Annotated in this window: 26 protein-coding genes and 1 other annotated feature; of the genes, 18 read left to right on the top strand and 8 right to left on the bottom strand. The window is 46.0% G+C overall.

What is annotated here, in order from left to right; genetic code table 11:
* Nucleotides 1-64: 64 nt before the first annotated feature.
* From M3152_RS04290 to M3152_RS04300, 3 genes are all read left to right on the top strand, one after another.
* Nucleotides 65-964 (top strand): fumarylacetoacetate hydrolase family protein, encoded by a 900-nt coding sequence (locus tag M3152_RS04290; RefSeq protein ID WP_251693958.1) that lies wholly within the window; start codon nucleotides 65-67, stop codon nucleotides 962-964.
* A gap of 205 nt (nucleotides 965-1,169) precedes the next feature.
* Nucleotides 1,170-1,544 (top strand): YisL family protein, encoded by a 375-nt coding sequence (locus tag M3152_RS04295; RefSeq protein WP_251693959.1) that lies wholly within the window; start codon nucleotides 1,170-1,172, stop codon nucleotides 1,542-1,544.
* A gap of 169 nt (nucleotides 1,545-1,713) precedes the next feature.
* Nucleotides 1,714-3,168: an alpha-amylase family glycosyl hydrolase gene (locus tag M3152_RS04300; protein ID WP_251693960.1), complete on the top strand. Its 1,455-nt coding sequence runs from the start codon at nucleotides 1,714-1,716 to the stop codon at nucleotides 3,166-3,168.
* A 78-nt stretch (nucleotides 3,169-3,246) separates the two neighbouring features.
* Here the strand turns inward: M3152_RS04300 and M3152_RS04305 are convergent, their stop codons facing one another.
* Together M3152_RS04305 and M3152_RS04310 are read right to left on the bottom strand one after the other, a co-directional pair.
* Nucleotides 3,247-4,092, bottom strand: coding sequence for a DegV family protein (locus tag M3152_RS04305; protein ID WP_251693961.1), 846 nt, complete (start codon nucleotides 4,090-4,092; stop codon nucleotides 3,247-3,249).
* 23 nt (nucleotides 4,093-4,115) lie between these two features.
* Complete coding sequence (locus tag M3152_RS04310) at nucleotides 4,116-4,934, bottom strand: Cof-type HAD-IIB family hydrolase (protein WP_251693962.1); 819 nt, start codon at nucleotides 4,932-4,934, stop codon at nucleotides 4,116-4,118.
* A gap of 181 nt (nucleotides 4,935-5,115) precedes the next feature.
* Between M3152_RS04310 and M3152_RS04315 the strand changes: the two genes are divergently transcribed.
* The 3 genes from M3152_RS04315 to M3152_RS04325 all read left to right on the top strand — a co-directional run bounded on the left by M3152_RS04315 (nucleotide 5,116) and on the right by M3152_RS04325 (nucleotide 8,561).
* Nucleotides 5,116-5,877, top strand: coding sequence for a prolyl oligopeptidase family serine peptidase (locus tag M3152_RS04315; protein WP_251693963.1), 762 nt, complete (start codon nucleotides 5,116-5,118; stop codon nucleotides 5,875-5,877).
* Nucleotides 5,878-5,927: 50 nt separating this feature from the next.
* Nucleotides 5,928-6,236 carry a metal-sulfur cluster assembly factor gene (locus tag M3152_RS04320; protein ID WP_251693964.1) on the top strand — a complete coding sequence of 103 codons (309 nt, stop codon included), beginning with the start codon at nucleotides 5,928-5,930 and terminating at the stop codon, nucleotides 6,234-6,236.
* Nucleotides 6,237-6,413: 177 nt separating this feature from the next.
* Entirely contained in the window at nucleotides 6,414-8,561 is a 2,148-nt protein-coding gene (locus M3152_RS04325; RefSeq protein ID WP_251693965.1) for an ATP-dependent Clp protease ATP-binding subunit, read from the top strand.
* A gap of 267 nt (nucleotides 8,562-8,828) precedes the next feature.
* Here M3152_RS04325 and M3152_RS04330 read toward each other — a convergent pair whose 3' ends face one another.
* The gene (locus M3152_RS04330; protein WP_251693966.1) at nucleotides 8,829-9,011 is read right to left on the bottom strand and encodes a DUF2929 family protein; all 183 of its coding nucleotides are present in this window, start codon (nucleotides 9,009-9,011) and stop codon (nucleotides 8,829-8,831) included.
* Nucleotides 9,012-9,196: 185 nt separating this feature from the next.
* Between M3152_RS04330 and M3152_RS04335 the strand changes: the two genes are divergently transcribed.
* The 3 genes from M3152_RS04335 to M3152_RS04345 all read left to right on the top strand — a co-directional run bounded on the left by M3152_RS04335 (nucleotide 9,197) and on the right by M3152_RS04345 (nucleotide 11,772).
* Nucleotides 9,197-10,129, top strand: a complete 933-nt coding sequence (locus M3152_RS04335; protein ID WP_251693967.1) for a beta-ketoacyl-ACP synthase III — start codon at nucleotides 9,197-9,199, stop codon at nucleotides 10,127-10,129.
* Between the two features lie 97 nt (nucleotides 10,130-10,226).
* Nucleotides 10,227-11,462, top strand: a complete 1,236-nt coding sequence (gene fabF, locus M3152_RS04340; RefSeq protein WP_251693968.1) for a beta-ketoacyl-ACP synthase II — start codon at nucleotides 10,227-10,229, stop codon at nucleotides 11,460-11,462.
* A gap of 91 nt (nucleotides 11,463-11,553) precedes the next feature.
* On the top strand, nucleotides 11,554-11,772 hold the full coding sequence (locus tag M3152_RS04345; protein WP_251693969.1) for a hypothetical protein: 219 nt from the start codon (nucleotides 11,554-11,556) through the stop codon (nucleotides 11,770-11,772).
* On the opposite strand, the gene trpS is transcribed toward M3152_RS04345, so the two are convergent.
* Nucleotides 11,729-12,715 carry a tryptophan--tRNA ligase gene (gene trpS / locus M3152_RS04350; protein WP_251693970.1) on the bottom strand — a complete coding sequence of 329 codons (987 nt, stop codon included), beginning with the start codon at nucleotides 12,713-12,715 and terminating at the stop codon, nucleotides 11,729-11,731. The two genes, M3152_RS04345 and trpS, sit on opposite strands and share 44 nt — an antisense overlap.
* Nucleotides 12,716-12,983: 268 nt before the next feature.
* Nucleotides 12,984-13,216, bottom strand: a binding site (T-box leader).
* 207 nt (nucleotides 13,217-13,423) lie between these two features.
* Between trpS and M3152_RS04355 the strand changes: the two genes are divergently transcribed.
* The 5 genes from M3152_RS04355 (at nucleotide 13,424) to pepF (ending at nucleotide 19,708) form a co-directional block, all read left to right on the top strand.
* Complete coding sequence (locus M3152_RS04355; RefSeq protein WP_251693971.1) at nucleotides 13,424-14,629, top strand: putative glycoside hydrolase; 1,206 nt, start codon at nucleotides 13,424-13,426, stop codon at nucleotides 14,627-14,629.
* A gap of 398 nt (nucleotides 14,630-15,027) precedes the next feature.
* On the top strand, nucleotides 15,028-15,426 hold the full coding sequence (spxA, locus tag M3152_RS04360) for a transcriptional regulator SpxA (RefSeq protein WP_060206922.1): 399 nt from the start codon (nucleotides 15,028-15,030) through the stop codon (nucleotides 15,424-15,426).
* A gap of 355 nt (nucleotides 15,427-15,781) precedes the next feature.
* On the top strand, nucleotides 15,782-16,438 hold the full coding sequence (gene mecA / locus M3152_RS04365; protein WP_251693972.1) for an adaptor protein MecA: 657 nt from the start codon (nucleotides 15,782-15,784) through the stop codon (nucleotides 16,436-16,438).
* Nucleotides 16,439-16,687: 249 nt separating this feature from the next.
* Nucleotides 16,688-17,842: a competence protein CoiA gene (locus M3152_RS04370; RefSeq protein ID WP_353056604.1), complete on the top strand. Its 1,155-nt coding sequence runs from the start codon at nucleotides 16,688-16,690 to the stop codon at nucleotides 17,840-17,842.
* A gap of 51 nt (nucleotides 17,843-17,893) precedes the next feature.
* Complete coding sequence (pepF, locus tag M3152_RS04375; protein WP_251693974.1) at nucleotides 17,894-19,708, top strand: oligoendopeptidase F; 1,815 nt, start codon at nucleotides 17,894-17,896, stop codon at nucleotides 19,706-19,708.
* A gap of 906 nt (nucleotides 19,709-20,614) precedes the next feature.
* Here pepF and M3152_RS04380 read toward each other — a convergent pair.
* From M3152_RS04380 to M3152_RS04390, 3 genes are all read right to left on the bottom strand, one after another.
* Entirely contained in the window at nucleotides 20,615-21,421 is an 807-nt protein-coding gene (locus M3152_RS04380) for a DsbA family protein (RefSeq protein ID WP_251693975.1), read from the bottom strand.
* Nucleotides 21,418-21,810 carry a globin gene (locus tag M3152_RS04385; protein ID WP_251693976.1) on the bottom strand — a complete coding sequence of 131 codons (393 nt, stop codon included), beginning with the start codon at nucleotides 21,808-21,810 and terminating at the stop codon, nucleotides 21,418-21,420. Before M3152_RS04385 ends, M3152_RS04380 begins: the two co-directional genes overlap by 4 nt.
* 94 nt (nucleotides 21,811-21,904) lie before the next feature.
* The gene (locus M3152_RS04390; RefSeq protein WP_251693977.1) at nucleotides 21,905-22,600 is read right to left on the bottom strand and encodes a lytic transglycosylase domain-containing protein; all 696 of its coding nucleotides are present in this window, start codon (nucleotides 22,598-22,600) and stop codon (nucleotides 21,905-21,907) included.
* Between the two features lie 144 nt (nucleotides 22,601-22,744).
* Here M3152_RS04390 and M3152_RS04395 point away from each other — a divergent pair, with 144 nt between their 5' ends.
* The 4 genes from M3152_RS04395 to M3152_RS04410 are packed head-to-tail and all read left to right on the top strand — an operon-like array spanning nucleotide 22,745 to nucleotide 25,551.
* Nucleotides 22,745-23,137 carry a hypothetical protein gene (locus M3152_RS04395; protein ID WP_251693978.1) on the top strand — a complete coding sequence of 131 codons (393 nt, stop codon included), beginning with the start codon at nucleotides 22,745-22,747 and terminating at the stop codon, nucleotides 23,135-23,137.
* Nucleotides 23,138-23,152: 15 nt separating this feature from the next.
* Nucleotides 23,153-23,854 (top strand): GTP pyrophosphokinase, encoded by a 702-nt coding sequence (locus tag M3152_RS04400; protein ID WP_251693979.1) that lies wholly within the window; start codon nucleotides 23,153-23,155, stop codon nucleotides 23,852-23,854.
* Nucleotides 23,826-24,626 (top strand): NAD kinase, encoded by an 801-nt coding sequence (locus M3152_RS04405; RefSeq protein WP_251693980.1) that lies wholly within the window; start codon nucleotides 23,826-23,828, stop codon nucleotides 24,624-24,626. The genes M3152_RS04400 and M3152_RS04405 overlap by 29 nt, the downstream gene beginning before the upstream one ends.
* Nucleotides 24,598-25,551, top strand: a complete 954-nt coding sequence (locus tag M3152_RS04410) for an RluA family pseudouridine synthase (RefSeq protein WP_251693981.1) — start codon at nucleotides 24,598-24,600, stop codon at nucleotides 25,549-25,551. Before M3152_RS04405 ends, M3152_RS04410 begins: the two co-directional genes overlap by 29 nt.
* On the opposite strand, the gene prpE is transcribed toward M3152_RS04410, so the two are convergent.
* Nucleotides 25,539-26,279 carry a bis(5'-nucleosyl)-tetraphosphatase PrpE gene (gene prpE / locus M3152_RS04415; protein ID WP_251693982.1) on the bottom strand — a complete coding sequence of 247 codons (741 nt, stop codon included), beginning with the start codon at nucleotides 26,277-26,279 and terminating at the stop codon, nucleotides 25,539-25,541. The two genes, M3152_RS04410 and prpE, sit on opposite strands and share 13 nt — an antisense overlap.
* Nucleotides 26,280-26,365 lie beyond the last annotated feature (86 nt).

The raw sequence follows: 26,365 nt of genomic DNA on the forward strand, positions 1-26,365 counted from the left end.
TACCTGGAGAATGTTTAATTGAATGAAAAGGTTATCCACATTATAGGGAAGGATGGGCTTGTACATGAAACTGTTATCGTTCCGGTTTGAAGGAAAGACATTATTCGGTCCGAAAGTGAAGAAAGAGGAAGCGGTCTGGGATGTGAAATCGATTGCCAAAGCATTTGGCGAAACGGATTTCCCTTCAACAATCATCGAAGGCATTGCAGGAGGTTTGGAGTTTGTTGAAAAGGTGAGGAAACTTGCCGAGCAAGCTCGGAATAGTGAAAATCCGGAACAATTCAAGTACGCATTCACTGAAATCGAGTGGCTGTCACCGATTCCGCGCACACCGAAAAACGTTCTCGGTGTCGGTAAGAACTACGCCGACCATTCCGCTGAAATGGGGTCGGATGCGCCGCCTGAAAAGTTATTGATTTTCACGAAATCGCCTACAGCAATCGCTGCAGATGAGCAGGAGCTTTCGGCGCACGCGGATCTTACAGATAGCCTCGATTATGAAGGCGAATTGGCGATCGTCATCAGCAAGAAAGGGCGCAATATCCCGAAACAGCTCGCGTATGATCACGTATTCGGCTATACAATTGCGAACGATCTTACGGCGAGGGACATTCAGTACGGACATAAGCAGTTCTTCCTCGGCAAAAGCTTGGATGGCGCTTGCCCGTTAGGTCCTTATATTGTTACGAAGGATGAAATTCCGGATGCGCATAATCTTTCGATCGTCACAAAAGTGAATGATGAAGTCCGTCAAAACGGAAATACAGCCGATATGATCTTCAAGATCGACGATGTGATTGCCGAAATCTCGAAATTTGTCACACTTGAGCCGGGTGATGTCATTTTGACAGGCACGCCTGCAGGGGTCGGAAAAGGGATGAACCCTCCGGAATTCCTGAAAGCCGGTGATACGGTGAAGATTTCTGTTGAAGGCATCGGTACGCTCGTCAATCGATTTGTATGAGTTCATTTCCTACTCTGGAAAGCTTTTCTATGATAGGATTAAAAGGAATTTATCTATATTCAGCAGGCGTTCAGACGCCTGCTAAACATAGATAAAGCCTCCGGCGGATGTCACGGATTTTGAAGAGAGTTAATTGTGCAAGCACAATTCAAAATCCGGACGCAATTTCGCCGAGGCGAAATTGATTAATGATGAGGTGAACAGTTTGGACTTTTTATCTAGCACTCCCCATTTTCATATTTTCACATGGGTCGTCGGCATAATCCTTTTCCTCGTTGCGGCTGTCATGGCGAACGGAACGAAAGGGAAAAAGATCACCCATATGATTTCACGCCTTTTCTACGTGCTCATCCTTATTTCAGGAATCGCACTCTTCATTAAAGGCATGGATTACGGCAGAGGAATGGAATACGGCATTAAATTCCTGCTCGGCTTCTTGACGATCGGAATGATGGAAATGGTTCTCGTACGTTCCCAAAAGGGGAAGAAAGTGACAACGTTGTGGATTTTATTCTTCGTCTTCCTATTTGCAACAATGTATCTAGGATTCAAATTGCCGATGGGCTTTGAATTCTTCTAATCTAAGATTGACATTGAAACCGCCGGTTAGCCGGCGGTTTTTTGTCGTCCTTATTCACAAATCCGACTCATTTATTTAGCTCCACAAGGATTTTTCATTCCATTCCGTGGCGGGGAGAGCGCCGTTTTGTTAAAATGGCAAGAGATAGCTCGTTTGAGGAGGCTTTATCGTGAATAGGAAACGTTTGATTGGCGTAGCTGCCATTTTTTTATTGTTCATTTCCGCACTAACACCAGCTGGTGCTGCTGCCAAGTCGGAACACAGTATAATGGATGAAAGCATATATGATCTGTTGGTGGACCGTTTCAATAATGGTGTTGGAAGGAACGACATCGATGTCGATACGCAAAAAGGAGACGCCTTCAATGGCGGCGATTTTATCGGTATCCAAGCACGCTTGCAGCATATTATTGACATGGGCTTTACGATGATTTCGTTAGGTCCCGTCTTCAAGACGGAGACGTATGATGGAAACAGAGCGCTGTCTTATACGGAATTGGAGCCTCATTTCGGCACGGAGGAAGAGCTCGGTGCATTAGTGAAGGAAATCCATAAGAAGAAAATGAAAGTGATTGCCGATTTTCCTCTCGGGAAAGTAAGCGCAGAGCATGAATGGGCGAAAGATCAGACCTATAAGTCCATCCATTCCGCAGACGGAACTGTAAATTGGAATCCGGGCGATCGGAATGTAAAGGATGCTTTGATTGAAGCCGCGACAGACTTCATCACCGCTTATGAGTTGGACGGAATCCGTCTGACAAAGCTTGAAGGTTTCGATGAAGCTTTCTTGAATGAAATGATCGAAGCAATCCACAATGCCAAAGATGGCGCTTACGTTTTAACGAATGAAGAAAGCGGGGCAGCGTTTGACTTGAAACCGAGCGATGCTAAGATGCAGGCGCTCCGTGAGTCCTACGTGAGATTCGATCCGGATTCCTCCCCAATGGATCTATTCAAAGAAGTTGGGAAGAAGGAATTGCTTCAATACGACGACTTGACGGGTCCACGCTTTACATACGATATCGTGGAAGCACGGATGTTCCCGCCTACCCGGTGGAAAGTTGCGGCGACTGCACTGTTTACGCTTCCAGGCGTCCCCCTAATGACATACGGTACGGAGATTGCGGTGAACGGAAAAGAAGCTCCTGAAAGCCACCCGCTATTCAATTTCAAGACGGACATGGAATTCAAAGATCTGATAGGCAATTTGAATCTGCTCCGAAATGAGTCAGAAACACTGCGTAGCGGGGACTTCGAGATGCTGCACAATGAAGATGGGTTCCTCATCTATAAGCGTACTTCCGAGGATGAAACTTGGCTGATTGCCATTAACAACACATCCAAGACGTCCAATTTGGCAATCCCTGTCGATAAGATCGGCGAGAACAAGAAATTGCGAGGCGTTTTGGATGGAGATCTCATCCGGGAAACAGATGATGGCATGTTCCACGTCGTTTTGGACAGGGAGCTGGCAGAAGTGTATATCGCGGATGACGATAAAGGCTTCAATACGCCTTACTTGATCGCATCAATTCTCGTCTACGTCATGTTCCTCGGCTTCCTATTCCTCGTCATAAAAAAAGGGCGGGAAAAGAGAAGGGCGGATACTAAGGGCGGATACTAAAACCGTTTAATTGAAAAAAATGCCTTTTCGGACGTGGTGATGGCCATGTCAGAAGAGGCATTTTTCATTTAGTAGTATTTATTTATTCAAGAAGAAGATTGCAATTGTGCCAGGTCCGGCATGAGATCCGATTGCAGATCCGATCATATGGACTTCCACACCTTTCGGCTGGAACTTCTCTTCAATGAGCGCTTTCATTTCCAAAGCTGTGCTTTCGTCATCCCCGTGGCTGATGGCGATCGTCTGCTTCGATAATTCGGCACCGCGTTCTTCGATCAGCTCGAGCATGCGGCGAAGAACTTTTTTACGGCCGCGATGTTTTTCGATCGGTACAAGCCTTCCGCCTTCAACATGAAGCAAAGGTTTGATGTTCAAGAGGCCGCCGATGAATGCGCTCGCCTTCGATACACGTCCGCCTTTCGCCAAATAATCAAGGTCCTCGACTGTGAATAGGTGCTCCATATGGGCAGCCATGTCACGGATTTTACGTTCGATCGTCCGGACATCGTCTCCCGCATCCCTCAAGCGCACAGCTTCCTTTACAAGAAGTCCACATCCAAGTGAAGCACAGCGTGAATCGATGAGGACGAGGTTCATGTTCGGATTACCTTCTTTTACTTGGTCTTTCATCATCACGCCAGTGTTATACGTTCCTGATAGCTCGGACGAGAAAGCGATATACAATCCATCTTCTCCGGACTCTGCAAGCTCTTTCCAAGTGGAATGGAACTTTTCCGGGGAAGCTTGCGATGTTTTCGGATGTTTCCCATTGCGGATGGCGTCAAATACTTCCTTCGAATCAATTTCAAGGACATCATCGCCTTCCTTTTCATCGATCAAGACACGTAATGGAATGAGCGTCACATCGTTTTCATCGAAAAATGATTTCGGTAAATCTGAACCACTATCAGCAAAAATTCTCATTGTGGATCCCCCTTATATTCTTTTTATATTTGTTTTGATAATAACAATCGTTCCTTCAACACTTCTGCAATGCCATCTTCATTATTCGTCAACGTCACTTCGTCCGCAATGGATTTCAGTCTGTCGATCCCGTTGCCCATCGCAACGCCGACGCCCGCGTAATCAATCATTTCAAGGTCATTGTCTTCATCTCCGAAAGCAATAATTCGTTCCTGCGGAATTCCAAGATGTTTGGCGACATGTGAAATACCGACCGCCTTATTCAACCCGTGGCGCACGATTTCAATGACAGCCCATGGCGCGCCCCATCGTCTATGGTCGATTGCCTCGGCATAGACCTCGGCCAAATGTCTCCGGATTGGTTCTACATTTTTTGGATCCGCCTGAATAAGCAAACTTGTAGGCTCGACTTGCAATGCCTGTCGGATGTCCCCTTGCTTGATGACTGGATCTCCGAAGGTGAGAATATCCAGTGGCTTTTCATCGTGATATTGCAAGTACACATCGTCCATCACTTCCGCTATTATGTTGTGGAAACGGAAATCATGCAGTGCATCAACGACATCATTGACGACAGGGAGAGGAATCGTTTCATGGACATTTTTCCAAGAACGGTCAGTTGGGTTATGCACGAATGCGCCATTGAAATTGACGATCGGAGTCTTCAATCCAAGCTGGCGATAGTACATCGAACTAGCACGATACGGCCGGCCAGTCGCAATCATCACCTGATGCCCTTGTTCTTCCGCCCGTTTCAATGTATGTGCAGTTTTTTCTGAGATTACTTTCTCGTCCGTCAGCAATGTCCCGTCCAAGTCGAGGACAATCAAATGCGGTTTCATAGTTTTGCCCCCTTTGGAAAGTTTCTATGTTGTATACCCATTTCCTCAATCGCTTCACCTTATATTGTCCAGTTTAGCGTTATCTATCGGAGCAAGTCAAAACATTCCGGAGGGAAACCGTCCTTTTTGTTTTTCTAGTAAAACTTTGGTACGATTTAGAAAAAGTACAGAAGGTGTTTGCATGATTGTAAAAGAAGAAAATTGGAGCAATATACCATTATTACATATTGTGGATGAGCGACACGAAAATAGCAATATACCAACAGTTATCTTTTTGCACGGCTTCACAAGTGCCAAAGAGCATAATTTGCATTACGCATATAATATTGCAAAGAATGGATTTCGCGTCCTGTTGCCCGATGCCCATCTACATGGCTCGCGGGATGAAGGGTTGGATGAAGTCCAGTTGAGTCTTCGTTTTTGGGAGATCGTCCTGACGTCGATTGAGGAAATGGATGTCCTTCATAAGGAGTTGCAGGAGAGAGGCGTCTCGAAAATCGGCATGGGTGGGACGTCAATGGGCGGAATTACGACGCTCGGCTGCTTGACTGCTTATCCGTGGATCGATGTCGCGACAGTCATGATGGGTGCACCAGGATATGTCGAACTTGCAAAGGCGCAGATGTCACAGTTCGAACGGCGCGGCTTCAAATTGCCGATTACCGATGAAGAACGGAAATCTTTGCTTAATACACTCGCCATTTTTGATTTGACCAAACAAAGGAAAAAGCTCAATAATCGTCCCGTTTACTTTTGGCATGGAGAAAATGATACGACCGTCCCGTTTGAACCGACATTCAATTTCTATAAAGCAGCGAAGAAGGATTATGTGGATGCTCCTGAGCAATTTGAGTTCATGGCGGATCCGACGGCTGGCCACGCCGTTTCTAGAATGGGCATGCTGCGTGCCGCTGATTGGTTCGCATCTTATTTGAATGAATAGGGTATCCTTGCTATGATGGAGGGAGAACAGATTCGGAAAGGGGAATTTCAATGAATGATGATATGAAGGGCAGCTTGATGGGTGCTCTGGAAAACGTGATCGATCCCGAGCTCGGAATTGATATCGTCAATTTGGGGCTTGTTTATGATGCGGAGCTTGATGAAGAAGGCACTGCCAAAGTGACAATGACATTAACTTCAATGGGTTGTCCGATGGGGCCGCAAATCGTTTCCAACATCAAACAGGAACTGATGGAATTGCCTGAAGTGAAGGATGCGGACGTCAATATTATTTGGAACCCGCCATGGTCGAGGGATAAGATGTCGCGCTATGCGAAAATGGCGCTCGGCGTACGATAATAATACGTTACTTGAACAAGAAAAAGGTTGTTTGACTTATGTCAGGCAGCCTTTTTTGTTTTGTGTTTATTCCCATCGGTACAGGGGAAATTAAGCATGCGGAATGCTTTACTTGTTGGAATAAAAAGCATATAATTTAATTAATCAAAGATAGTCAAAGTCAAATTAATGAGGTGAATGTATATGAGAATGGATGGCGTACAAGAAGACCAACGTACACCACTTGAACAATTTGGCCGAAATCTCGTTGAAGATGTGAAGAACGGCAAAATGGACCCGGTAATTGGACGGGATGAGGAAATCCGGAATGTCATTCGAATTTTATCGAGAAAAACGAAAAACAATCCAGTACTGATTGGAGAACCCGGAGTCGGTAAAACGGCAATTGTCGAAGGTCTTGCCCAACGGATCGTCAAAGGCGACGTGCCGGAAGGTTTGAAGGATAAGCAGATTTTTGAACTCGATATGAGCTCCCTTATCGCCGGAGCGAAATACCGCGGGGAATTCGAGGAACGATTGAAAGGCGTATTGAAGCAAGTGAAGGAAAGTGACGGAGAAATCATCCTTTTCATCGATGAAATCCATACGATTGTCGGGGCCGGGAAGACGGAAGGCGCGATGGATGCGGGCAATATGTTGAAGCCTATGCTTGCGCGTGGAGAGCTGTATTGCATCGGGGCGACAACGCTTGACGAATATCGAATGTATATCGAAAAGGACCCTGCATTGGAACGCCGCTTCCAGCAAGTGCTTGTGCGCGAACCTTCCGTGGAAGATACGATTTCGATCCTTCGCGGTTTGAAAGAACGTTTTGAGCTCCATCATGGAGTCCGAATCCATGACCGGGCATTGGTTGCTGCCGCAACATTATCGGACCGCTATTTGACAGAACGATTCATGCCGGACAAAGCGATCGATCTAATGGATGAAGCGAGCGCGATGATCCGGACGGAAATCGACTCTATGCCTCAAGAACTCGACTCGGTCACACGCCGGATCATGCAGCTTGAAATCGAGGAACAGGCATTGAGGAAAGAGAAGGATGCCATCAGTCAGACGCGTCTTGAAGCGCTCCGTGATGAGTTGCAGGAGTTAAAGGATTCTTCCGCTGGCATGCGCGAACAGTGGAACAAAGAGAAAGAGGCGCTGCGTGGCATCCAGGAAAAGCGGGAGGTGCTAGACCGGTACCGCCGCGAGTTGGAGGACGCACAGAACCGTTTTGATTTGAATAAAGCGGCTGAACTCCAATATGGCAAGATTCCTGAGCTTGAAAAGCAGCTTCATGAATTGGAAGCGTCACTCATCACTAACTCTGATAGCCGATTGTTGCGGGAAGAAGTGACGGAGGATGAAATCGCGATGATTGTCGCTCGCTGGACGGGCATCCCGGTTACGAAGCTTGTTGAAGGGGAACGGGAAAAATTGCTCCGTCTTCGTGAGACGTTGGAAGAAAGGGTAATCGGTCAGGATGATGCCGTCCAGCTCGTTACGGAAGCGGTTTGGCGCGCACGTGCGGGTATCAAGGATCCTGACAAGCCGATTGGATCATTCCTGTTCCTCGGTCCGACTGGGGTAGGGAAGACGGAGCTTGCCAAAACGCTCGCTGCAACGTTATTTGATTCGGAAGACCATTTCATCAGGATCGACATGTCCGAATATATGGAGAAGCACAGCGTGTCCCGGCTCGTCGGGGCGCCTCCGGGGTATGTCGGCTATGAAGAGGGTGGACAGCTGACGGAAGCGGTACGCCGCAATCCGTACTCAGTCGTTCTTCTGGATGAAATCGAGAAGGCGCATCCTGATGTCGCGAATATATTGCTTCAAATCTTGGACGACGGCCGCATAACCGATAGCCAAGGACGGCTCGTCAACTTCACGAACACGGTCGTCATCATGACGTCCAACATCGGATCCGCATACTTGCTGCAAGGCCAGTTCGATTCTGATGAGCATGCCGCCGAGGATTTGGTCATGGCGGAACTGCGCGGCCATTTCAAACCGGAGCTGCTGAACCGGATGGACGACATTATCATCTTCCATTCATTATCAGGCGACTCGTTCCGTTTGATTGCCAAGAAGATGCTTGAGAACCTTGTGAAACGGCTGGATGAACAGGAAGTCGAGTTGGAATACAGTGACAACGTTGTTGACTGGATCGTCCGGGAAGGTACGGACGCAGAGTTTGGCGCAAGACCGTTGAAGCGTTTCATCCAACGCCACGTCGAAACAGCTGTCGCTAAGGAAATCATCAAAGGCGACTTGAGAGATGATGAGAAGTTGGTGCTGCGGATGGAAGATGGAAAGTTGCAGATTGATAAGAAATAATATAAGCCCTGGATGCCGATATCGAATCGGTGTCCAGGGCTTTTTTTGAATTAATTATTTCGAAGAGTTCTCGTTATCGGGGGCAAGTTCTCGTTTAACGTCGAAGAGTTCTCGTTACCGGGGGGCAAGTTCTCGTTTAACGTCGAAGAGTTCTCGTTATCGGGTGAGAAGTACTCATTCTTCCTTAATTTTCATTAAGAAGCAATTAGTTTTCATTCCTACAAATAAAAAAACCATCCACACTGAAGTGAACGGCTTTACGGATGGTCAATAATCTGCGACTTCTCCGTCTGGAGTGATTGCAGTAATGCAAAGGATGATGACTGCCAAGACGATCGAAGCGACAAGTCCCGCTCTGAAGTCGAAAGCCATACCGGCGATTGAACCTGCTACATAGTTAACCATCGTTACAAGTAGAAAAGACCAAACAAATGCCATGATGTATTTCATCGAATTCACCTCATCGTAACTATTTCCTCGTAATCATACCATAGCACGTCCCATCTATAAACAAAATTATGCCTTGTCGATATATTCTTTGGCGAAATCGTGTCGACATATTGAAAAACAGACTGTAATCTTCTATAATTAATACCAGGTACTAATAATAGATGATAAGGAACGGGGTATGTAAGATGAATGCAGGATTGATCGGCATAGGGAAATTTGTTCCTTCACAAGTTGTAACAAACCATGATCTTGAACAGCGCATCGATACGACGGACGAATGGATCCGTACGCGCACCGGCATTGAAGAAAGGCGCATCGCCGATGATAATACCAATACGTCCGATATGGCGTATGAAGCGGCGGTAAGTGCTATTGAAAATTCGGGCCTCCACCCGGAAGACATCGGAATGATCATCGTTGCTACGGTGACGCCGGATCGTCCTTTCCCATCCGTTGCGACTATGATCCAAGAGCGATTAGGCGCGAAAAATGCAGCCGCGATGGATGTGTCAGCGGCATGTGCAGGATTCATGTACGGAGTCGTTACGGCTAAGCATTTCGTTGAGGCAGGAACGTATGAACATGTACTCGTAGTCGGGGTAGAGAAGCTGTCAAAAATCACGGATTGGGAAGACCGCAACACGGCAGTCCTTTTCGGGGACGGTGCCGGTGCAGCAGTAGTCGGTAAAGTGAGCGAAGGCCGGGGAATCCTATCCTTTGAATTAGGAGCCGATGGTACCGGAGGCAAACACCTATACCAAGATAAGTACCTCCATATGAACGGACGTGAAGTGTTCAAGTTTGCAGTTCGTCAAATGGGCGAATCAGCCGTAAGTGTTACGGAAAAGGCGGGTCTGACGACGGAGGATGTCGATTATTTGATTCCACACCAAGCGAATATCCGTATTATGGAGGCATCGCGCGAACGGCTTGGCTTGCCGATTGAAAAAATGTCCAAGTCAGTCCATAAATATGGAAATACTTCGGCGGCGTCCATTCCGATTTCATTATACGACGACCTGCAGGAAGGCCGCGTGAAAGATGATGATATCATCGTACTTGTCGGATTCGGCGGCGGTCTAACATGGGGTGCGCTCTGCATTAAATGGGGAAAATAACTTCGGATTACTATATACTAAAGTAAATTAGAGATACACTTTTGAACGAAGCATTATAAGTAATTAAATTTGTAAAAATGAAGGGGAGTTTTCAATAATGGAAAGACGTCGTGTAGTCATTACAGGGGTTGGAGCAGTTTCTCCAGTAGGAAATTCCGCAGAGGAATCATGGGAAGCGGTATTGAACGGAAAATCCGGGATCGGCCCACTCACAAGACTGGACAGTGAACAGTTCCCAGTGAAAGTTGCTGCGGAAGTGAAAGATTTCGACATCGAAGAGTATATCCCGCGGAAAGATGCGCGGAAGATGGACCGTTTCACGCACTATGCGCTCGCAGCATCCATCATGGCAATGAAAGATGCGAATCTTGAATTGGATGAAGAGACTGGATTGCGTACGGGTGTTTGGATCGGTTCAGGCATTGGCGGCATGGAAACACATGAGCAGCAGTTCAAGACGTTCCAAGAAAAAGGATACCGCCGGGTCAGCCCGTTCTTCGTTCCAATGATGATTCCTGACATGGCTTCAGGCCAAGTGTCAATCCATTTGGGCGCGAAAGGCATCAACTCATGCACAGTGACTGCTTGTGCATCCGGAACAAATTCAATCGGTGACGCATTCGAAGTCATTAAACGCGGAGATGCGGACGTCATGATCACGGGTGGTGCAGAAGCTCCGATCACGACGATGGCCGTAGCCGGTTTCTGTGCAAATACAGCATTGTCATTGAATCCTGATCCGGCAACAGCTTCCCGTCCATTTGATAAGGAAAGGGATGGCTTTGTCATCGGTGAAGGCGCGGGCATCCTCATTCTAGAGGAGTACGAGCATGCAGTGAAACGCGGCGCGAAAATATATGCGGAAATCGTCGGGTACGGTTCAACAGGAGATGCCCATCATATTACTGCTCCAGCTCCTGAAGGTGAAGGCGGAGCACGCGCAATGCGTCAAGCAATCGATGAAGCGGAAATCAGCCCGGACAAAATCGATTACATCAATGCACACGGAACGAGCACGCCGTATAACGACCTGTTCGAAACGCTTGCAGCGAAAACGGTCTTCGGCGAACATGCGTATAAGCTAGCTATGAGTTCGACGAAATCGATGACGGGACACCTGCTCGGCGCTGCCGGAGGATTGGAAGCAATCTTCACGGTGAAGGCATTGCAGGAAGGGATTCTTCCACCTACAATGAATTACGTGAATGAAGACCCTGAATGCGACCTCGACTATGTCGTCAACCAAGCAAGGAAAGCGGATATCCAATATGCGATGAGCAATTCCCTCGGCTTCGGAGGACATAACGCTTCACTCGTATTCAAGAAAATATGAACGAATAGATGAAAAGCTCCCCATTTAGGATTCTTCTAAATGGGGAGCTTTCATTCATACAATGGAAGAAAAGCAAAAGGGCGATGTATATATGACACGTATCTTCTTCTTCCTCATCAGTTACGGACTCATAGTCATTACGACTACACATATGATCTTCTATTTCAATTATCTATCGCTCGGCTATAGCTGGAAGCAGATCCTGCTGTTCATTATCCAAACGGCTGACTTCACGCTTTTTGTAATGGCAGTCATACTTCTTGCGATTACCGTCTTCTTCCGAGCCCCATCGCATACTCCATTTTCTTAAGTGTGGCGGACGCAATCGCATTCGCTTTATCGGCTCCGCGATCAAGATGGACATCAAGCTCAGAGGAATTGAGAAGCTCCTCATAGCGTTCCTGGATAGGTGTAAGATGTCCGATGACAGCCTCGGCAACACCCGTTTTGAATGCGCCATAGCCAAGCCCTTCGTATTTCGATTCAAGGTCGGCAATCGAGATGCCGCTTAATGCCGATTCAATTGTCAATAGGTTTGAAACACCCGGCTTGTTTTCTACGTCGAATTTCACGATACCATCCGAATCCGTCACCGCACTTTTAATTTTCTTTTCGATTTCCTTCGGTGTATCCAATAGCGAAATCGTCCCTTTTTTATTCGGATCCGACTTGCTCATTTTCTTCAATGGGTCTTGCAATGATTTGATGCGCGCGCCATTTTTCGGTATGCGCACTTCCGGGATGGTAAGCACTTCACCATAACGTCTATTGAAGCGTTCGGCGAGATCCCTTGTCAATTCGACATGCTGCTTTTGATCGTCTCCGACTGGAACGATGTCGGTATTGTAGATGAGAATATCCGCAGCCATCAAAGGCGGGTACGTGAGAAGGCCGGCAGATACTCCTTCTTTCCCGTCAGATTTATCTTTGAACTGAGTCATCCTCTCTAGCTCGCCGATATAGGAGATGCATTGCATCATCCATCCAGCCTGGGCATGCGCTGGCACTTCCGATTGAATGAACAGGAGCGACTTCTCTGGATCAATGCCGCTGGCGATATAGATGGCAGCGAGTGAACGAATCGTCTTCGCAAGTTCATCCGGGTCTTGCTGTACGGTGATTGCGTGCTGGTCGACGATGCAGAATCGGCAGTCGTATTCGTGTTGCAGCTCCGTAAATTGCTTAAATGCCCCGATGTAGTTCCCTAATGTTACTGTCCCTGTGGGCTGAACGCCCGAAAAAATTGTTTTCATGTAAAATTCCTCCTCTGAATAAATACTGTTAATCTTCGCTTCAGGCGGACGCTTTCCAATCGAACAGCGAAGGGTTCGATTTGCCGTATTTCTGCGTTCTTTGCAGAAATTAAGGCAGCCCCTTCCTGCTCGCAACGCTTGGCTTTTGCTCGCAAACGCCGTTCTTCGTGACGGCGTTCGCAGGAGTCGCCGCCTTTCGCTTCAATAAACAGAAGTACCTAAAATCAATAATAAAAAAAAAGAATAAAAAAACATCAGCCATCCCTAAAAAAGGGACGACTGATGTGAATCAACCGTGGTACCACCCGAATCAGCCTGCAAGCAGGCCACTCAAACCCCTTAACGCGGGGAGACGTGATTGGCTACTGGATAATGAATAAAGATCTTTTTCGCCAGTCAAGCTCGGGAACCCAATTCCTCTCGTCCGCCATGCCTGTTCGCACCAACCACAGGCTCTCTTCAATGCCGCGACAAGAATACTCTTTCCGTCTTCGCTTTTCGTAATAGTTGTCAAAAGTATAATACGGCTTGAAGAATAAAGCAAATTAAAAATCTAGTCGGTTCTATACTATATGCAATCCCTGGCCACTTAAGGATGATTCGACAAAAAAACAGGTTTTTCGACAGGAAATCAAGGGAATTGATGACTTTACCTATTCATATTTTTTTTGCTTTGATAGAATGAGTGAAAGAGAGAGGATGTGTCAGATGAAAAAAATGAAATGGGTCAGCTCGTTATTGCTTGCGAGTGCATTGGCTATGCCACTGTCGGTTCAAGCGGATGAGACAAAGACCTCTATTGTATTTGCTGAACGTACATATGGTTTTGAAGAAATAGACGAGGGGATTGTTGCCAGTTCAAAATTATACACACATGATTCGGGACTCGTATTTGACTATCCTGATGCAGTGCGGGGTGTTTACGTGACGGGGCATTCGGCAGGGGGCTCCGCTTTCGAGAGATTACTGAAGTTGATTGATTCGACGGACTTGAATGCAATGGTCATTGACATTAAAGAAGACTTCGGTTATTTAACATATAAGCCGCAAGAGGATTCGCCGTTATTCAACATGGGCATTGGGAAACCATACATAAAAGATCCGCGGAAGATGCTAGAGACGCTTGAGGAGCGGAAGGTCTATCCAATCGCAAGAATTGTCGTGTTCAAAGATAGCGTTCTCGCGGAGAAGCGTCCCGAACTGTCATTCATGGATGGTGATAAAGTGTGGAAAAACGGCAGGGGCGAATCCTTCGTCAATCCGTTCATGAAGGAAGTATGGGATCATAACGTCGACATCGCAATTGAAGCGGCGAAGGTGGGTTTCAAGGAAATCCAGTTCGATTATGTCCGTTTTCCGGAAGGATTCGAAAAACGGCATGAAACGTTGAAATACTCGATGGATGACTATAAAGAGTCTGAACTAGACCCGGTCCAGCGCAGGGTTGAAGCGGTGACTGATTTCGTGGCATATGCACGAGAGCAATTAAAACCTTATGACGTGGACGTTTCGGTCGATATTTTCGGCTACGCGGCAACATTGCCCGAAGCACCTGGCATCGGGCAGAACTTCTCGAAGATTTCCGAGAATGTTGATGTCATTTCCTCGATGATTTATCCGAGCCATTGGACATCTTATTTCGGTATTGCGAAGCCCGATCTTGAACCTTACCGCCTTGTAGCGGAATATGCGAAGGTGGAGAATGCCAAGCTGGGTGCGCTTGATAATCCGCCGGTTTCCCGTCCTTGGCTACAGGATTTCAGTGCACCTTGGCTAGGGAGTGGGAATTATCTTCGCTATGGGAAAGAAGAGGTCGAAGCGCAAATCAAAGCATTGAAAGAAAATGGCATTGATGAGTTCCTTTTATGGAATGCGAAGAATAAATATACAGAGGGCGTAGACTACACGCCTTAATCTTCTTCCGGGAGCCTGAAGTAAAGGTTTCCGGAGTTTTTTTGATGTATATTGGAACTTTTCAGGCTTCTATGTCGTACTACTAGTTGTGGAATGATATTTTTCATTCGAGGAAATCTAAATGAGAAAAGAATTATTTCAATCATTGATGTTTAAACTTTTCTTCCATCGGGTATAACAGTAAAGAAGTGTTAAAGTACATAGTTGAAGGAGCTGTAAACCCTATAATATTGCGGAATTGTGACAAGTAAACCATCTGTTCCACTTTTTTGTGAAAAAGTGTATTCATTGAGAATGAATATGTGTATAATAGGAGTTAAGCTTATTACTTTAAAATAATTCTAATTTAATTTTTCTAAATATAAGATAGTTAGCCGACTGAAAGGAAGTGTCAGCGAATGGGAGTTACATTATTTACCTCACCAAGTTGCACATCATGTAGAAAAGCGAAGGCATGGTTAGAAGAGCATGAAATTCCATATTCTGAACGTAATATTTTCTCTGAACCGTTGAATATCGATGAAATCAAACAGATTTTACGTATGACAGAAGATGGAACAGATGAAATCATCTCGACTCGCTCCAAAATCTTCCAAAAACTGAATGTAGATGTGGAAAGCCTTCCACTGCAACGTTTATATGAATTGATTCAAGAACATCCGGGCCTATTAAGAAGACCGATCATCCTAGATGAAAAAAGGCTTCAGGTAGGGTATAATGAAGATGAAATCAGACGCTTCCTACCTCGGAAAGTAAGGGCCTATCAGCTTCTTGAAGCGCGGCGCATGGTAAACTAATAGTAGACATAGTAAAGCTGATAGGGAGTTGACAGGCATTACGCCAATCCTATCAGCTTTTTAATTTTCCCTTGCTAATCATGCAAATGTTCTCTACAATGCTAGTAACATAATTCAGCAAAAACCAACTGAGTTATGTTCTGTCTCGCGGCGGATGTCACAGATTTTAAAGGAGATACTAATTTGAAATCTGTACGCAGTTACGACGAGGCGTAATTGATTATTATCCGTCCACCTGAGGATAACCCTTTCAAAACCTCCGGGATGGTCATATGATAAGTATAAGCATTGCAGGTTTATTGCGAAAATAACGAAATGGGCACAAGCCTGTTTGTAAGGAAGGGAGAGAAAAGGGATGGAAATAGAGCGAATCAATGATAATACAGTAAAGTTTTACTTATCGTATATCGACATTGAGGAACGGGGCTTTACACGGGAAGAGGTTTGGTACAATCGTGACAAAAGTGAAGAGCTCTTCTGGGAGATGATGGACGAAATCAACGATGAGACCGAATTCGAAGTGGAAGGTCCATTATGGATTCAAGTCCATGCGATGAATAACGGAATTGAAGTAACCGTGACGCGGGCGCAACTTTCGGACAATGACGAATCAGATGCCCAGTTAAGCATGGATGATTCCCGAAAGACCTTCGAACCAGATCCCAGCATGTTTGCCGATTCCGAACAACTTATGAATGAATTGAATGATGAGCCTGTTGTATGGACGTCCGATATGTTCGTCTTTGAAGAGTTCGAAAACCTCATTCCACTGTCAAACATCATTCCCCCATACGCAGTTGAATCATCTCTCTATTCATTTGAAAATAAATTCTATCTATACGTGATTTATGATGAATCGAAAATGGATGATGACGATAAATCCGATTTCTGCAGCCTCATTTCAGAATATGGCTCTTTATCCCAAGTGACGATCCACCGTCTAGAAGAATACGGCAAAGTCATTATGGAATCTGACGTATTGGCAACTGTGAAAAAATACTTCGGCAACTAATAACATACACACTGTTCCCCGATAGAAAATGGGGAACAGTTTTTTTATTATCAATCAATCACGCATAAAATCGAAAACTCACGCATAAAACCCTCTAAAAACGCATAACTCGCCAGAAAACCTCATAAATGAATTTATTCACGCATAAACCCCTATAATCACGCATAAACCGCGCAAAGTACTCGAAAACCGTTAGATTCATAATATTTGAAATAACCAGTCCTATTCCTTACAATACAATTGAAAGGAGTGAGGGCTATTTTAACAGCTTGTTCAGATGAAGGAAAAATGATTATATTATCCGCCGAACTGGAACGGCATGAACTGCGAAGGTGGCGGCAGACCCGCAGTTTTTATTGCCCGCAGTGCAAAGGCCAAGTCCAGTTGAAAGTCGGCGACATCGTCATCCCGCATTTTGCGCATAAGAGAGACACAGCTTGCAGCGCATCGTTTTCCGAAGGGGAGTCCCAGCAACACTTGAACGGCAAGCGGCTATTGTATCAATTTCTAGTAAATGTCCAAATGGAAGTCGAATTGGAACCAACGCTAAACAGGATTTTACAGCGACCTGATCTGCTCGTCAAAACTGGCAAAAAGAGCTACCCGATCGAGTTTCAATGCAGCACCATCCCCATCTCTCTACTGGAAGAACGGACGGAAGGATATCGTAAAGCCGGCATGGACCCTATCTGGATTTTGCATACCCCGGCAAAATTCAGAACCCTTCCTGAAGGTGTTGGCTTATTTCAATTCTCAAAGTTCCAAGAGTGGTTCATAGAAAGCACATCCCTTAATAATCACGTTCTCCTCACTTTTAATCCCCACAATCAAACATTTCACTATTTCAGCAGTCTGCTGCATGTAGCCGGACAACGGTATATCGGTTTGCACCGAATCCTTCCTTTACCATTTCAAGTTTTCCCTTTCGCGCGCCCGAAAGCACCCACCGAGAATGAGGTAAGTCAATATGGTAATCTATATGAAACGCTTCGCCAGAAAGAGTTGCAGAACCGGATAGCATTGAATAGAAAGGGCATTAAAGACCCATTCTTAAGAAGCTGCTATGAAATGAAAATGCTTCCGACACAACTGCCGCCATGGATCGGTGTGCCCGTTCAGAGGAATTCCGCATTTCGTGAACCGGACGTTGAATGGCAGTTCCGGCTTGTGCACTTCCTGAAACGGAATGAAATACCACATTCGGATGTAGCGCCATATTCGATTGGACGCTTCGTCCGAAGTTTTAGCGGGGAGTATAAAGGGAAAACGATGGCATGCAAGTATTACATCGATTTCTTAGGCTGTTATGGCATTGACTCGACAACGCAAAAAACAGACTTGCTTGAAAACATGGTCTTGCGAATTATTTCAGAAAGATTCCTTGCAAATGAGGAACGAAATTGAGAGAATGAAAATGATTCGTTATACGAAGAAAGATGATGGGGAGGATTTTGAATGACGACTGAAACGAAAAACAAAGTATTGACGCGCGATCAAGTAAAAGTGGAAGAAACGTGGCGTCTAGAGGATATTTTCCCGACCGACGAAGCGTGGGAGCAGGAGTTCAAGGAAATTGAAGAGCTCTCAGGAAAGGCGGAAACATTTAAAGGGACGTTGAATCAAGGCGCAGAAGCATTGTTCGAGGCGCTTTCCTATCGGGATACAATCTATCAGAGAATGGGGAAACTGTATACGTATGCCCATTTGAAAGGCGATCAGGATACGACGAACAGTTTCTATCAAGCAATGGAGAGCCGTGCAAAAACATTGTATGTCAAAATTTCGACAGCGCTTTCATACCTCACGCCTGAGTTGCTATCCATCCCTGAAGAGGAATTGAACAGTCTCGTAGAAAACAACGATAACTTGAAACTGTATAAGCATGAGTTCGAAGAAATGAACGCTTATCGCGCGCATATCCTTCCTGCTGAACAGGAAGCGATCCTAGCGCAGATGGGCGAAGTGACGGGCAGCTCGTCGGAAACATTCAGCATGTTGAATAATGCCGACTTGACGTTCCCAATGGTGAAAGACGAAGATGGGGAAGAGGCTGAATTGTCACATGGACGGTATATCCGTTTCCTTGAAAGCAAGGATGCTCGCGTACGTGAAGATGCATTCAAAGCGATGTACGGCAAATATGGCGAGTTTAAAAACACTTTCGCTTCCACGTTGAGCGGAAATGTTAAACGGAATAACGTCAATGCACGCATCCGAAAGTACACATCTGCGCGGGAAGCGGCTTTGTCGAACAACCATATCCCGGAGCAGGTGTATGATAACCTCGTCAATACAATTAATAAAAATCTCGGATTGCATCATCGCTACGTCGCGTTGCGCAAAAAAGTCCTTGGCCTGAATGAACTCCATATGTGGGACATGTTTGCACCGATGGTAAAAGACGTGGAAATGAAGATTCCGTATGAGGAAGCGACAGCAACGATGCTCGAGAGTTTCCATCCGCTTGGCGAAGAGTATACTTCAATCGTCAAGGAAGGACTTGAAAACCGTTGGGTGGATGTACGTGAAAATAAAGGGAAGCGTTCAGGAGCTTACTCGTCGGGTTCCTATGGCACAAACCCATACATCCTTATGAATTGGCAGGACAACGTCAACAATATGTTCACATTGGCTCATGAGTTCGGCCATAGTGTTCACAGCTACTATTCGAGGAAGAATCAGCCGGTCAACTACAGCGGCTATTCCATTTTTGTCGCTGAAGTCGCATCTACGGTGAACGAAGCGATTCTAAACGATTATTTATTAAAAACAATCGACGATAAGCAGAAACGCATTTATTTACTGAACCATTGGCTTGAAGGATTCCGTGGAACGGTATTCCGTCAAACGATGTTTGCTGAGTTCGAGCATCTGATCCATCAGCTTGATCAGCATGGCGTCGCTTTGACAGCTGACAAATTGTCAGAAGAATATGCTGCATTGAACAAGAAATATTTCGGTGAGGCAGTGGAAGAAGATAAGGAAATCGCTCTTGAATGGGCGCGCATCCCACACTTCTATTACAATTATTATGTGTATCAATATGCAACAGGCTTCAGTGCTGCGGTTGCGCTCAGCCATCAGATTTTGTCGGAAAGCCAGCCAGCTGTCGACCGTTACATCAATCATTTCCTGAAAGCAGGATCATCCGATTATCCGATCGAAGTTTTGAAAAAGGCAGGCGTCGATATGACGAGCACGCAGCCGATCGAAGAGGCGTGCAAAGTGTTTGCGGAAAGGTTGGCTGAGCTGGAAGAATTGCTTGGATAAGTGAAAAACGACCTGACTAAGCGTTTATAGCGCTTATGTCAGGTTTTTTCTGTTTGGATGATTTCAGGTTATATTAATATAGTAATGTGTAAAGCGCTTACATTCGAATTTTTGAATGCAGAATCTTTATAGTAAGAGGTTGGAAGTCTTTAGGTATAGGGTTTATTTCGCAATTAATTTGTGACAGACATGTGAAACTTTATGTGAAATGTTGATGTTACTATTATTTTATGATAAGTTATAGATGTGAAATAAATCACATACCAAACATACACCCCTTTTGTTTGAACGTGAACATTTCTCCCATTCCCTTTGTAAAAGAGCATCCCTCTCCCCCAAGAGTGGATGCTCTTTTCTTGTATATAAATATGGGCAGTTAGTTTCCGTTCCAGTACTCGCTTTCCGCGGGCGTTGCCTTAGCTAATCGGACAGCAAAGGGTTCGATTTGCCTTAATTTCTGCGTTCTTTGCAGAAATTAAGGCATCCTACTCCTGCTCGCAACGCTGCGCTTTTACTCGCAAACGCCGTTCTTTGTAACGGCGTTTGCAGGAGTCTCGTGCTTTCACTCCAAGCAACTGCAGCTACTCAAATAGCTAGTGAAGCAAAAAAAGATCCCTAATTAATCATAAATAAATATACAGTATCAAATTATAAGTTCATTCTATATACAGATTATTAATTACAAATCGTCTTACCAGGATTGGAGCGGAAGGCGGCGACTCCTGGGGGATTAGCGGGACAGGTGAGACCCTGGACGTAGCGTAGCGAAGGAAGCGGCTCACCGCCCGCCCCCCGGAAAGCGTCCGCCTGAAGCGGAAATCCGGCTAATATTTAGTGTCTTTTGTTTGTCTAATAAAAAATAAATAAGCAGATTGCACGGTAATCCATGCAATCTGCTTTGAAAATTCAACGGCGCTTACGCCATAATGTCATATTGGTAAGTGGCAGCCTTTCAATCTTTTGGAGAAGGAGCTGCTTTTTCAATTCGCGCTCGGCTGCTTTTTCCGGGATGTTGTAAATTTCAGCGATTTCATTCGTGGAAATTGAATCGAAACGCTGGAACAACTCATCCAAAGTCGGCGGGGCACCTGGTGTGATTTCGTACCCGACCATCTCTTCCAAAATCTGCTCGTATATATCATAGGAATGCAGCCCGTTCACCTTCAACCCTTCGTCTTCGATATTTTCATTGAAGAAAACGAAGGAAGGTGCGTCTTCCACTTCCATTTCATTCGCCAAATGCAAATCGACCTGCAAGGAACGCAAAACGTGATTCGATGAGAAATCGAGAATGAATTCATCGACATCTAATCCGAGGTTTTCCGCTATTTCAACAAGTACTGAAAAGGAGAGAACATTCCTCTTTTTCAAATATGTGTATTCGAATAGCTTTGACAGGAATCGGAAAGCTGCACGCTTTCCTTGGAACTCCGCTGCTTTTAAGGCGATGCTCGGAAACGCCGGATGGTTTTTAGTACACGCCTTCGCATCGTCCATATTGACGAAGCAGCATGAGTTTGTCTTCGTTAAAGAAGTGCGCAGAACGATCTTCAGTGTGAAATATCGTTCGTATTCAACTTGTAATCTCCTTAGCAATGGCTGGAGCGCCCAGCTATTCATGCATAAAGGATCTACGAAGACGTAAATTTCGATGGGCTTTGACAAGGAGGCTGAAGAAGTGGGACCGCTTTCCAACAGAGTTTCCCTGTTCACCGCTCATCCCCCTCGCTTCGATTCACCATATGGTTCGCGGTCATGGCGAGCCTATGATAATACACTTCCCGCAAAGGTCCTTCCAAGCCTACATCGTCCATAGCTTCCGCCATACAAGCGAGCCATGCTGTTGCACGTGCAGGAGTTATCGGAAAAGGCATATGACGCGCTTTCATCATCGGATGTCCGTGCTCTTCCGTGAATAAATTCGGTCCGCCTAAATATTGTGTTTGAAATTGTTTCTGCTTGCGTGCTGTTTCCGTCAGATCTTCAGGGAAAATCGGATATAAGTCCGGGTGGACAGCCACTTTTTCATAAAAACGATCGATGAGTTCCGATAATTTTTCAGCACCGATTTCCTCGTAAGGGATCAAAGGTTTTCGTGTCATGTATGCCAATCTCCTTTGTTCTGACTGTATGGACATTTTAACAACGAAACAATTCTTTCACAAACATAATGCCTTCTAGCATAGTGAAATGTTGTCAGAGTTCAATGCGATTATAGAAGTTTAGCACTTTGGAAACATATTGTTCAGTTTCCTTGAAAGGCGGTATCCCGCCATATTTTCTGACGTTTCCGGGACCTGCATTATATGCGGCTAATGCCATCTCGATATTGCCGAACTGATCAAGCATTTGTCGTAAGTACTTGGCCCCGCCCATTATATTTTGCTCCGGATCGAACCCATCCTTTACACCGAGCAGTTTGGCAGTGCCTGGCATAAGTTGCATCAAGCCCATCGCACCCGCGCCGCTGACTGCTGTGCTGTTGAAGTTGGATTCCTGTTTGATGACGGACGAAATCAGGTTCACGGGCAAGCGGTACGTGTCCGCGGCTCGCTGAATGAAATCACCATAGTCTTTATTCGCGACTGAACTTTCACTGCCCGTCGGCCGGGAAGCGAAAACGGCTGACTGGAGGCCTGCGGGCAAATAAACGTTGTTCGGACCTGTATACTGGAGGCTGTTCATCGACTGAATTCCCCCTAACATGCCGAAAGATTGAAAAGGAAGCGTCTCCGGTCGTGGAGCGCCGCTCGTCATGCCAGTTAAAACATCATTTATCATCATGCTGAATAAGGAGGAAGTTGACTCCTGCCCGTTCGCGAAAGTTTGCACCGAACCTAGTGTCTGCATCGCCTGAATATCCATTATTGTACGAATTGCGCGTGCATCCATTTTGCTACTCCCTTTCTTTAGGACTATCTAAAGTTGCTACTGAATCAAGTATAGCAAGTTCGGGATAAAAACGCATGCTACAGACTGCGCCAGCGGCTCTCATATGGTAGACTGAACGTAAGATCATTGAAAGGAAGAAGACCTATGCGAATTCAGAACCGAGTGATAAAAGGGCAAGAGAACGGCAATGATATCTTGTTTTTATTGGATGGGAATGCTGAACTGCCAACCGGAACCCCAGCAAAGAAAATGATAACCGATTCCGAGGAACATGCATTTGTCTATTTACTGGACGAAGATGAAGGATATACATACATACATTTCCCGAAAGATACTTGGCCGTATATGGCGCAGGCGCTTAAAGCCGGCAACGATCCGTGCCTTGCGTGGAACGATGTAAAAATACCGTTGCCGGGCTTTATAGAGGAGCTGACGATGCTCGTCTATAATATTGAAGGGAACGACAATTATGGAGAGGCATTCACGACTGCGGTGGAGCAGGAATTCGAGGCCTTCCTCCAAAACATCAATCAATAGTTTGGAGGGCTACTTATGAAGGAGTGGAAGCAATTTCTTGAACCATATAAACAGGCTGTTTCCGAATTGAAGGTGAAATTGAAGGGGCTTCGTGCGCAATACGAACTCGAGGGCGTCCATATGCCCGTGGAATTCGTAACGGGACGGGTGAAACCACTAGCGAGCATCTATGATAAAACCCTTGAAAAGGGAATCCCCTTCAAACCTTCAGCGGAGTTGGCGGAGGAGCTTCCGGATATTGCCGGTCTCCGTATTATGTGCCAGTTCGTCGATGATATCGGAAAAGTTGTTCATACATTGCGGCAGCGAACCGACATGCAAGTCGTTGAGGAAAGGGATTATATCTCTCATAAGAAGCCGAGCGGATACCGGTCCTACCATATGATCATCGAGTATCCAGTCCAGACGATCCATGGGGAGAAGTCGATTCTAGCAGAAATTCAGATCCGTACATTGGCAATGAACTTCTGGGCGTCCATCGAACATTCCTTGAACTACAAATATCAAGGCGAATTGCCGAATGTCATTATGCATCGACTGGAAAGGGCTGCAGAAGCCGCTTTCAGGTTGGATGAAGAAATGTCGCTCATCCGCGATGAAATCCATGACGCCCAGCAATACTTCAGCGCGTTCAAAGAAACCGCCGATAGGGATTACAGTGATAAAAAAAGGGAAAGGGGGGGCTATAATGAAATTCGCAATACAGACGAGAAATGATCCGTTGTCGAATCGACTGAAAGATGAAGCTAGGGATTATTTGTCCGATTTCGGACTTGTCTTTGACGAAGATGAACCTGATATCGTTTTATCGATAGGAGGGGACGGCACGTTGCTGCACGCCTTCCATAAATATATCCATCGCCTGAAGGATACAGCTTTCATCGGCATCCATACCGGGCATCTCGGATTCTACGCCGATTGGAAGCCCGAAGAGATGGAGAAACTTGTCCTGTCGATTGCGCGGAAGGAATATAACGTCATCGAATACCCCCTTCTTGAAGTGATCATCAATTACCGACAGTCCGAAAAAGCCGCAAAGTATCTTGCACTCAATGAATCAACGGTCAAATCCCCTGAAGTGACGCTCGTCATGGACGTAGAATTAAACGGTGTGCATTTTGAAAGATTCCGCGGGGACGGACTATGCATGTCAACGCCATCGGGCTCGACCGCTTATAATAAAGCTCTCGGCGGCGCGATTATCCACCCATCCTTGCACGCCATCCAACTGACCGAAATGGCTTCGATCAACAACCGTGTGTTCCGGACAGTTGGATCACCACTTATCCTGCCTGCACATCATAGTTGCGTGCTGACGCCGGTCAAGGGACCGGATTTCATGGTGACGATCGATCATTTGCAACTGTTGCATAAAGACGTGAAGTCGATCGAGTATAAAGTGGCGGATGAAAAGGTGCGTTTCGGAAGATTCCGTCCGTTCCCGTTCTGGACGAGGGTTCATGACTCCTTCATCGCAAGTGATGAGTGAAGCGATTATGACTGAAAAGAAGTTCACACTTGAGTTCATTGTAGAACAAGATGAGATCTTGCTACGGGAGTTCCTGCACGAAAAAGGAATCTCAAAACGGACTTTGACAGCGGTGAAATATGACGGTGGCTTGCTGCTCGTGAACGGGTCGGAGCAGACGGTGAGGCATACGTTGAAGCAAGGGGATTCCGTTACGGTCCAATTTCCGCAGGAAGAGCCGAGCGTCGGTCTTGTTCCTGAAACTGGCAATCTGGCAATTGTTTATGAAGATGAAGCGATTCTAATCATCGATAAGCCAGCTGGCCAAGGGACAATCCCGTCACGCGATCAGCCGAACGGGACGGTCGCCAATTTCGTTGCCGGAAAGTTCGAAGCCGAGCATGTCCCGTCGACCGTGCATGTCCTAACAAGGCTGGATACCGATACGTCGGGCCTCGTTTGCTTGGCGAAGAACCGGCATATCCATCATCTGCTCAGTGAACAGATGCAGAAGATCGGTTTTAAGCGCAGTTATATTGCGTTCGTGGAAGGGTATGTAAAGAAGGATGCCTTTACCATTGAACAGCCGATCGGACGGAAAGACGGTAGTATCATTGAAAGGACGGTCCGGCAAGATGGCCAATATGCGAGGACTGATGTCCAGGTGCTTGGCCGCTTTGAACGGGATGGCGTGCAGCTCACGTCCGTATCTTTGAAGTTGCATACAGGACGGACCCATCAAATACGTGTCCATTTGCAATGGCTCGGCCACCCGCTTGCAGGCGATGACTTATATGGGGGTAGCCGTGGGTTGCTTGGAAGACAGGCATTGCATTGCGCTTGCATAGGCTTCCGACATCCGTTGACGAATGAGCTAATGACGTTCATGAGTGAATTGCCTGCGGACTTGAAACAATTGGAGACCGGTTCGGATCAATCAAAATAAGTGAATTTCTCTGGAATAAACGGTTGCTTGGAAGGAACGGTGACGATCTCCATTTCCGGATAGCGGATAGCTGTCAGCTTGCCTCCGAACACGCATCCTGTATCGATATTGACAGTTCGGTTTACGAATCTTGCATCCTTGACCGGCGTATGTCCGTAGACAATCCAGGCGTCCCCGGAATATTTTTTTGCCCAATCCCTTCTGACAGGTCTGCCGTCGGGGAGCGTTTCACCGGTCGTATCCCCGTAGAGGACGAACGACTGTATTTTATTTGAAAAAGGTTCTCCGATCATCTGTTCACGGATTCCCGCGTGTGCAATAATTAGTTGTCCGTTGTCCAGATTTTCATATAGCGGCAAAGCTTCATAGAATTGCCTGTAGCGGTCCAAGAAACGCATTTTTCTCTTTGGCTGCAGGGCATTCAATTCCGCCACTGTCGTTTCAAGTCCGTTTTTCTTTTGGACGTTGCTGCCTTTTGCGAGGCGGTAAAGTTTATTGCAATGGTTGCCGGGGGAATAGATGAGTTTATGATTGTCTTGCAGTTTGAACATGAACTCCAGCGTTTTCAACGATGACGGACCCCGGTCCATCGCGTCCCCCACAAAAGCGAGCTGTCTTCCATCTTCATGGAGCGGCAATCCTGATGCAAGTGAATATCCGAGCTTATCGATGAGCGACAGCAATTCGTCATAGCATCCGTGTATGTCACCAATTATGTCCAGTTTCATATCAATTCTCCTTTTAGCGATTGTTTTACTCATTATCATACCTATTGCAATGTATTCATGCATGTCGGAGTGGAAAGGAAGGTGCA

The sequence above is a fragment of the Sporosarcina luteola genome (assembly GCF_023715245.1).
In the GTDB taxonomy this organism is placed as follows: domain Bacteria; phylum Bacillota; class Bacilli; order Bacillales_A; family Planococcaceae; genus Sporosarcina; species Sporosarcina luteola_C.

Bases quoted from the DNA above. Each gene is read 5' to 3' on its own strand.
- M3152_RS04290 (WP_251693958.1), top strand. From the start codon at position 65: ATGAAACTGTTATCGTTCCGGTTTGAAGGAAAGACATTATTCGGTCCG.
- M3152_RS04305 (WP_251693961.1), bottom strand. From the start codon at position 4,092: ATGAGAATTTTTGCTGATAGTGGTTCAGATTTACCGAAATCATTTTTC.
- M3152_RS04310 (WP_251693962.1), bottom strand. From the start codon at position 4,934: ATGAAACCGCATTTGATTGTCCTCGACTTGGACGGGACATTGCTGACG.
- M3152_RS04315 (WP_251693963.1), top strand. From the start codon at position 5,116: ATGATTGTAAAAGAAGAAAATTGGAGCAATATACCATTATTACATATT.
- M3152_RS04320 (WP_251693964.1), top strand. From the start codon at position 5,928: ATGAATGATGATATGAAGGGCAGCTTGATGGGTGCTCTGGAAAACGTG.
- M3152_RS04325 (WP_251693965.1), top strand. From the start codon at position 6,414: ATGTATATGAGAATGGATGGCGTACAAGAAGACCAACGTACACCACTT.
- M3152_RS04330 (WP_251693966.1), bottom strand. From the start codon at position 9,011: ATGAAATACATCATGGCATTTGTTTGGTCTTTTCTACTTGTAACGATG.
- M3152_RS04335 (WP_251693967.1), top strand. From the start codon at position 9,197: ATGAATGCAGGATTGATCGGCATAGGGAAATTTGTTCCTTCACAAGTT.
- fabF (WP_251693968.1), top strand. From the start codon at position 10,227: ATGGAAAGACGTCGTGTAGTCATTACAGGGGTTGGAGCAGTTTCTCCA.
- M3152_RS04345 (WP_251693969.1), top strand. From the start codon at position 11,554: ATGACACGTATCTTCTTCTTCCTCATCAGTTACGGACTCATAGTCATT.
- trpS (WP_251693970.1), bottom strand. From the start codon at position 12,715: ATGAAAACAATTTTTTCGGGCGTTCAGCCCACAGGGACAGTAACATTA.
- M3152_RS04355 (WP_251693971.1), top strand. From the start codon at position 13,424: ATGAAAAAAATGAAATGGGTCAGCTCGTTATTGCTTGCGAGTGCATTG.
- spxA (WP_060206922.1), top strand. From the start codon at position 15,028: ATGGGAGTTACATTATTTACCTCACCAAGTTGCACATCATGTAGAAAA.
- mecA (WP_251693972.1), top strand. From the start codon at position 15,782: ATGGAAATAGAGCGAATCAATGATAATACAGTAAAGTTTTACTTATCG.
- pepF (WP_251693974.1), top strand. From the start codon at position 17,894: ATGACGACTGAAACGAAAAACAAAGTATTGACGCGCGATCAAGTAAAA.
- M3152_RS04385 (WP_251693976.1), bottom strand. From the start codon at position 21,810: ATGACACGAAAACCTTTGATCCCTTACGAGGAAATCGGTGCTGAAAAA.
- M3152_RS04390 (WP_251693977.1), bottom strand. From the start codon at position 22,600: ATGGATGCACGCGCAATTCGTACAATAATGGATATTCAGGCGATGCAG.
- M3152_RS04395 (WP_251693978.1), top strand. From the start codon at position 22,745: ATGCGAATTCAGAACCGAGTGATAAAAGGGCAAGAGAACGGCAATGAT.
- M3152_RS04400 (WP_251693979.1), top strand. From the start codon at position 23,153: ATGAAGGAGTGGAAGCAATTTCTTGAACCATATAAACAGGCTGTTTCC.
- M3152_RS04405 (WP_251693980.1), top strand. From the start codon at position 23,826: ATGAAATTCGCAATACAGACGAGAAATGATCCGTTGTCGAATCGACTG.
- M3152_RS04410 (WP_251693981.1), top strand. From the start codon at position 24,598: ATGACTCCTTCATCGCAAGTGATGAGTGAAGCGATTATGACTGAAAAG.
- prpE (WP_251693982.1), bottom strand. From the start codon at position 26,279: ATGAAACTGGACATAATTGGTGACATACACGGATGCTATGACGAATTG.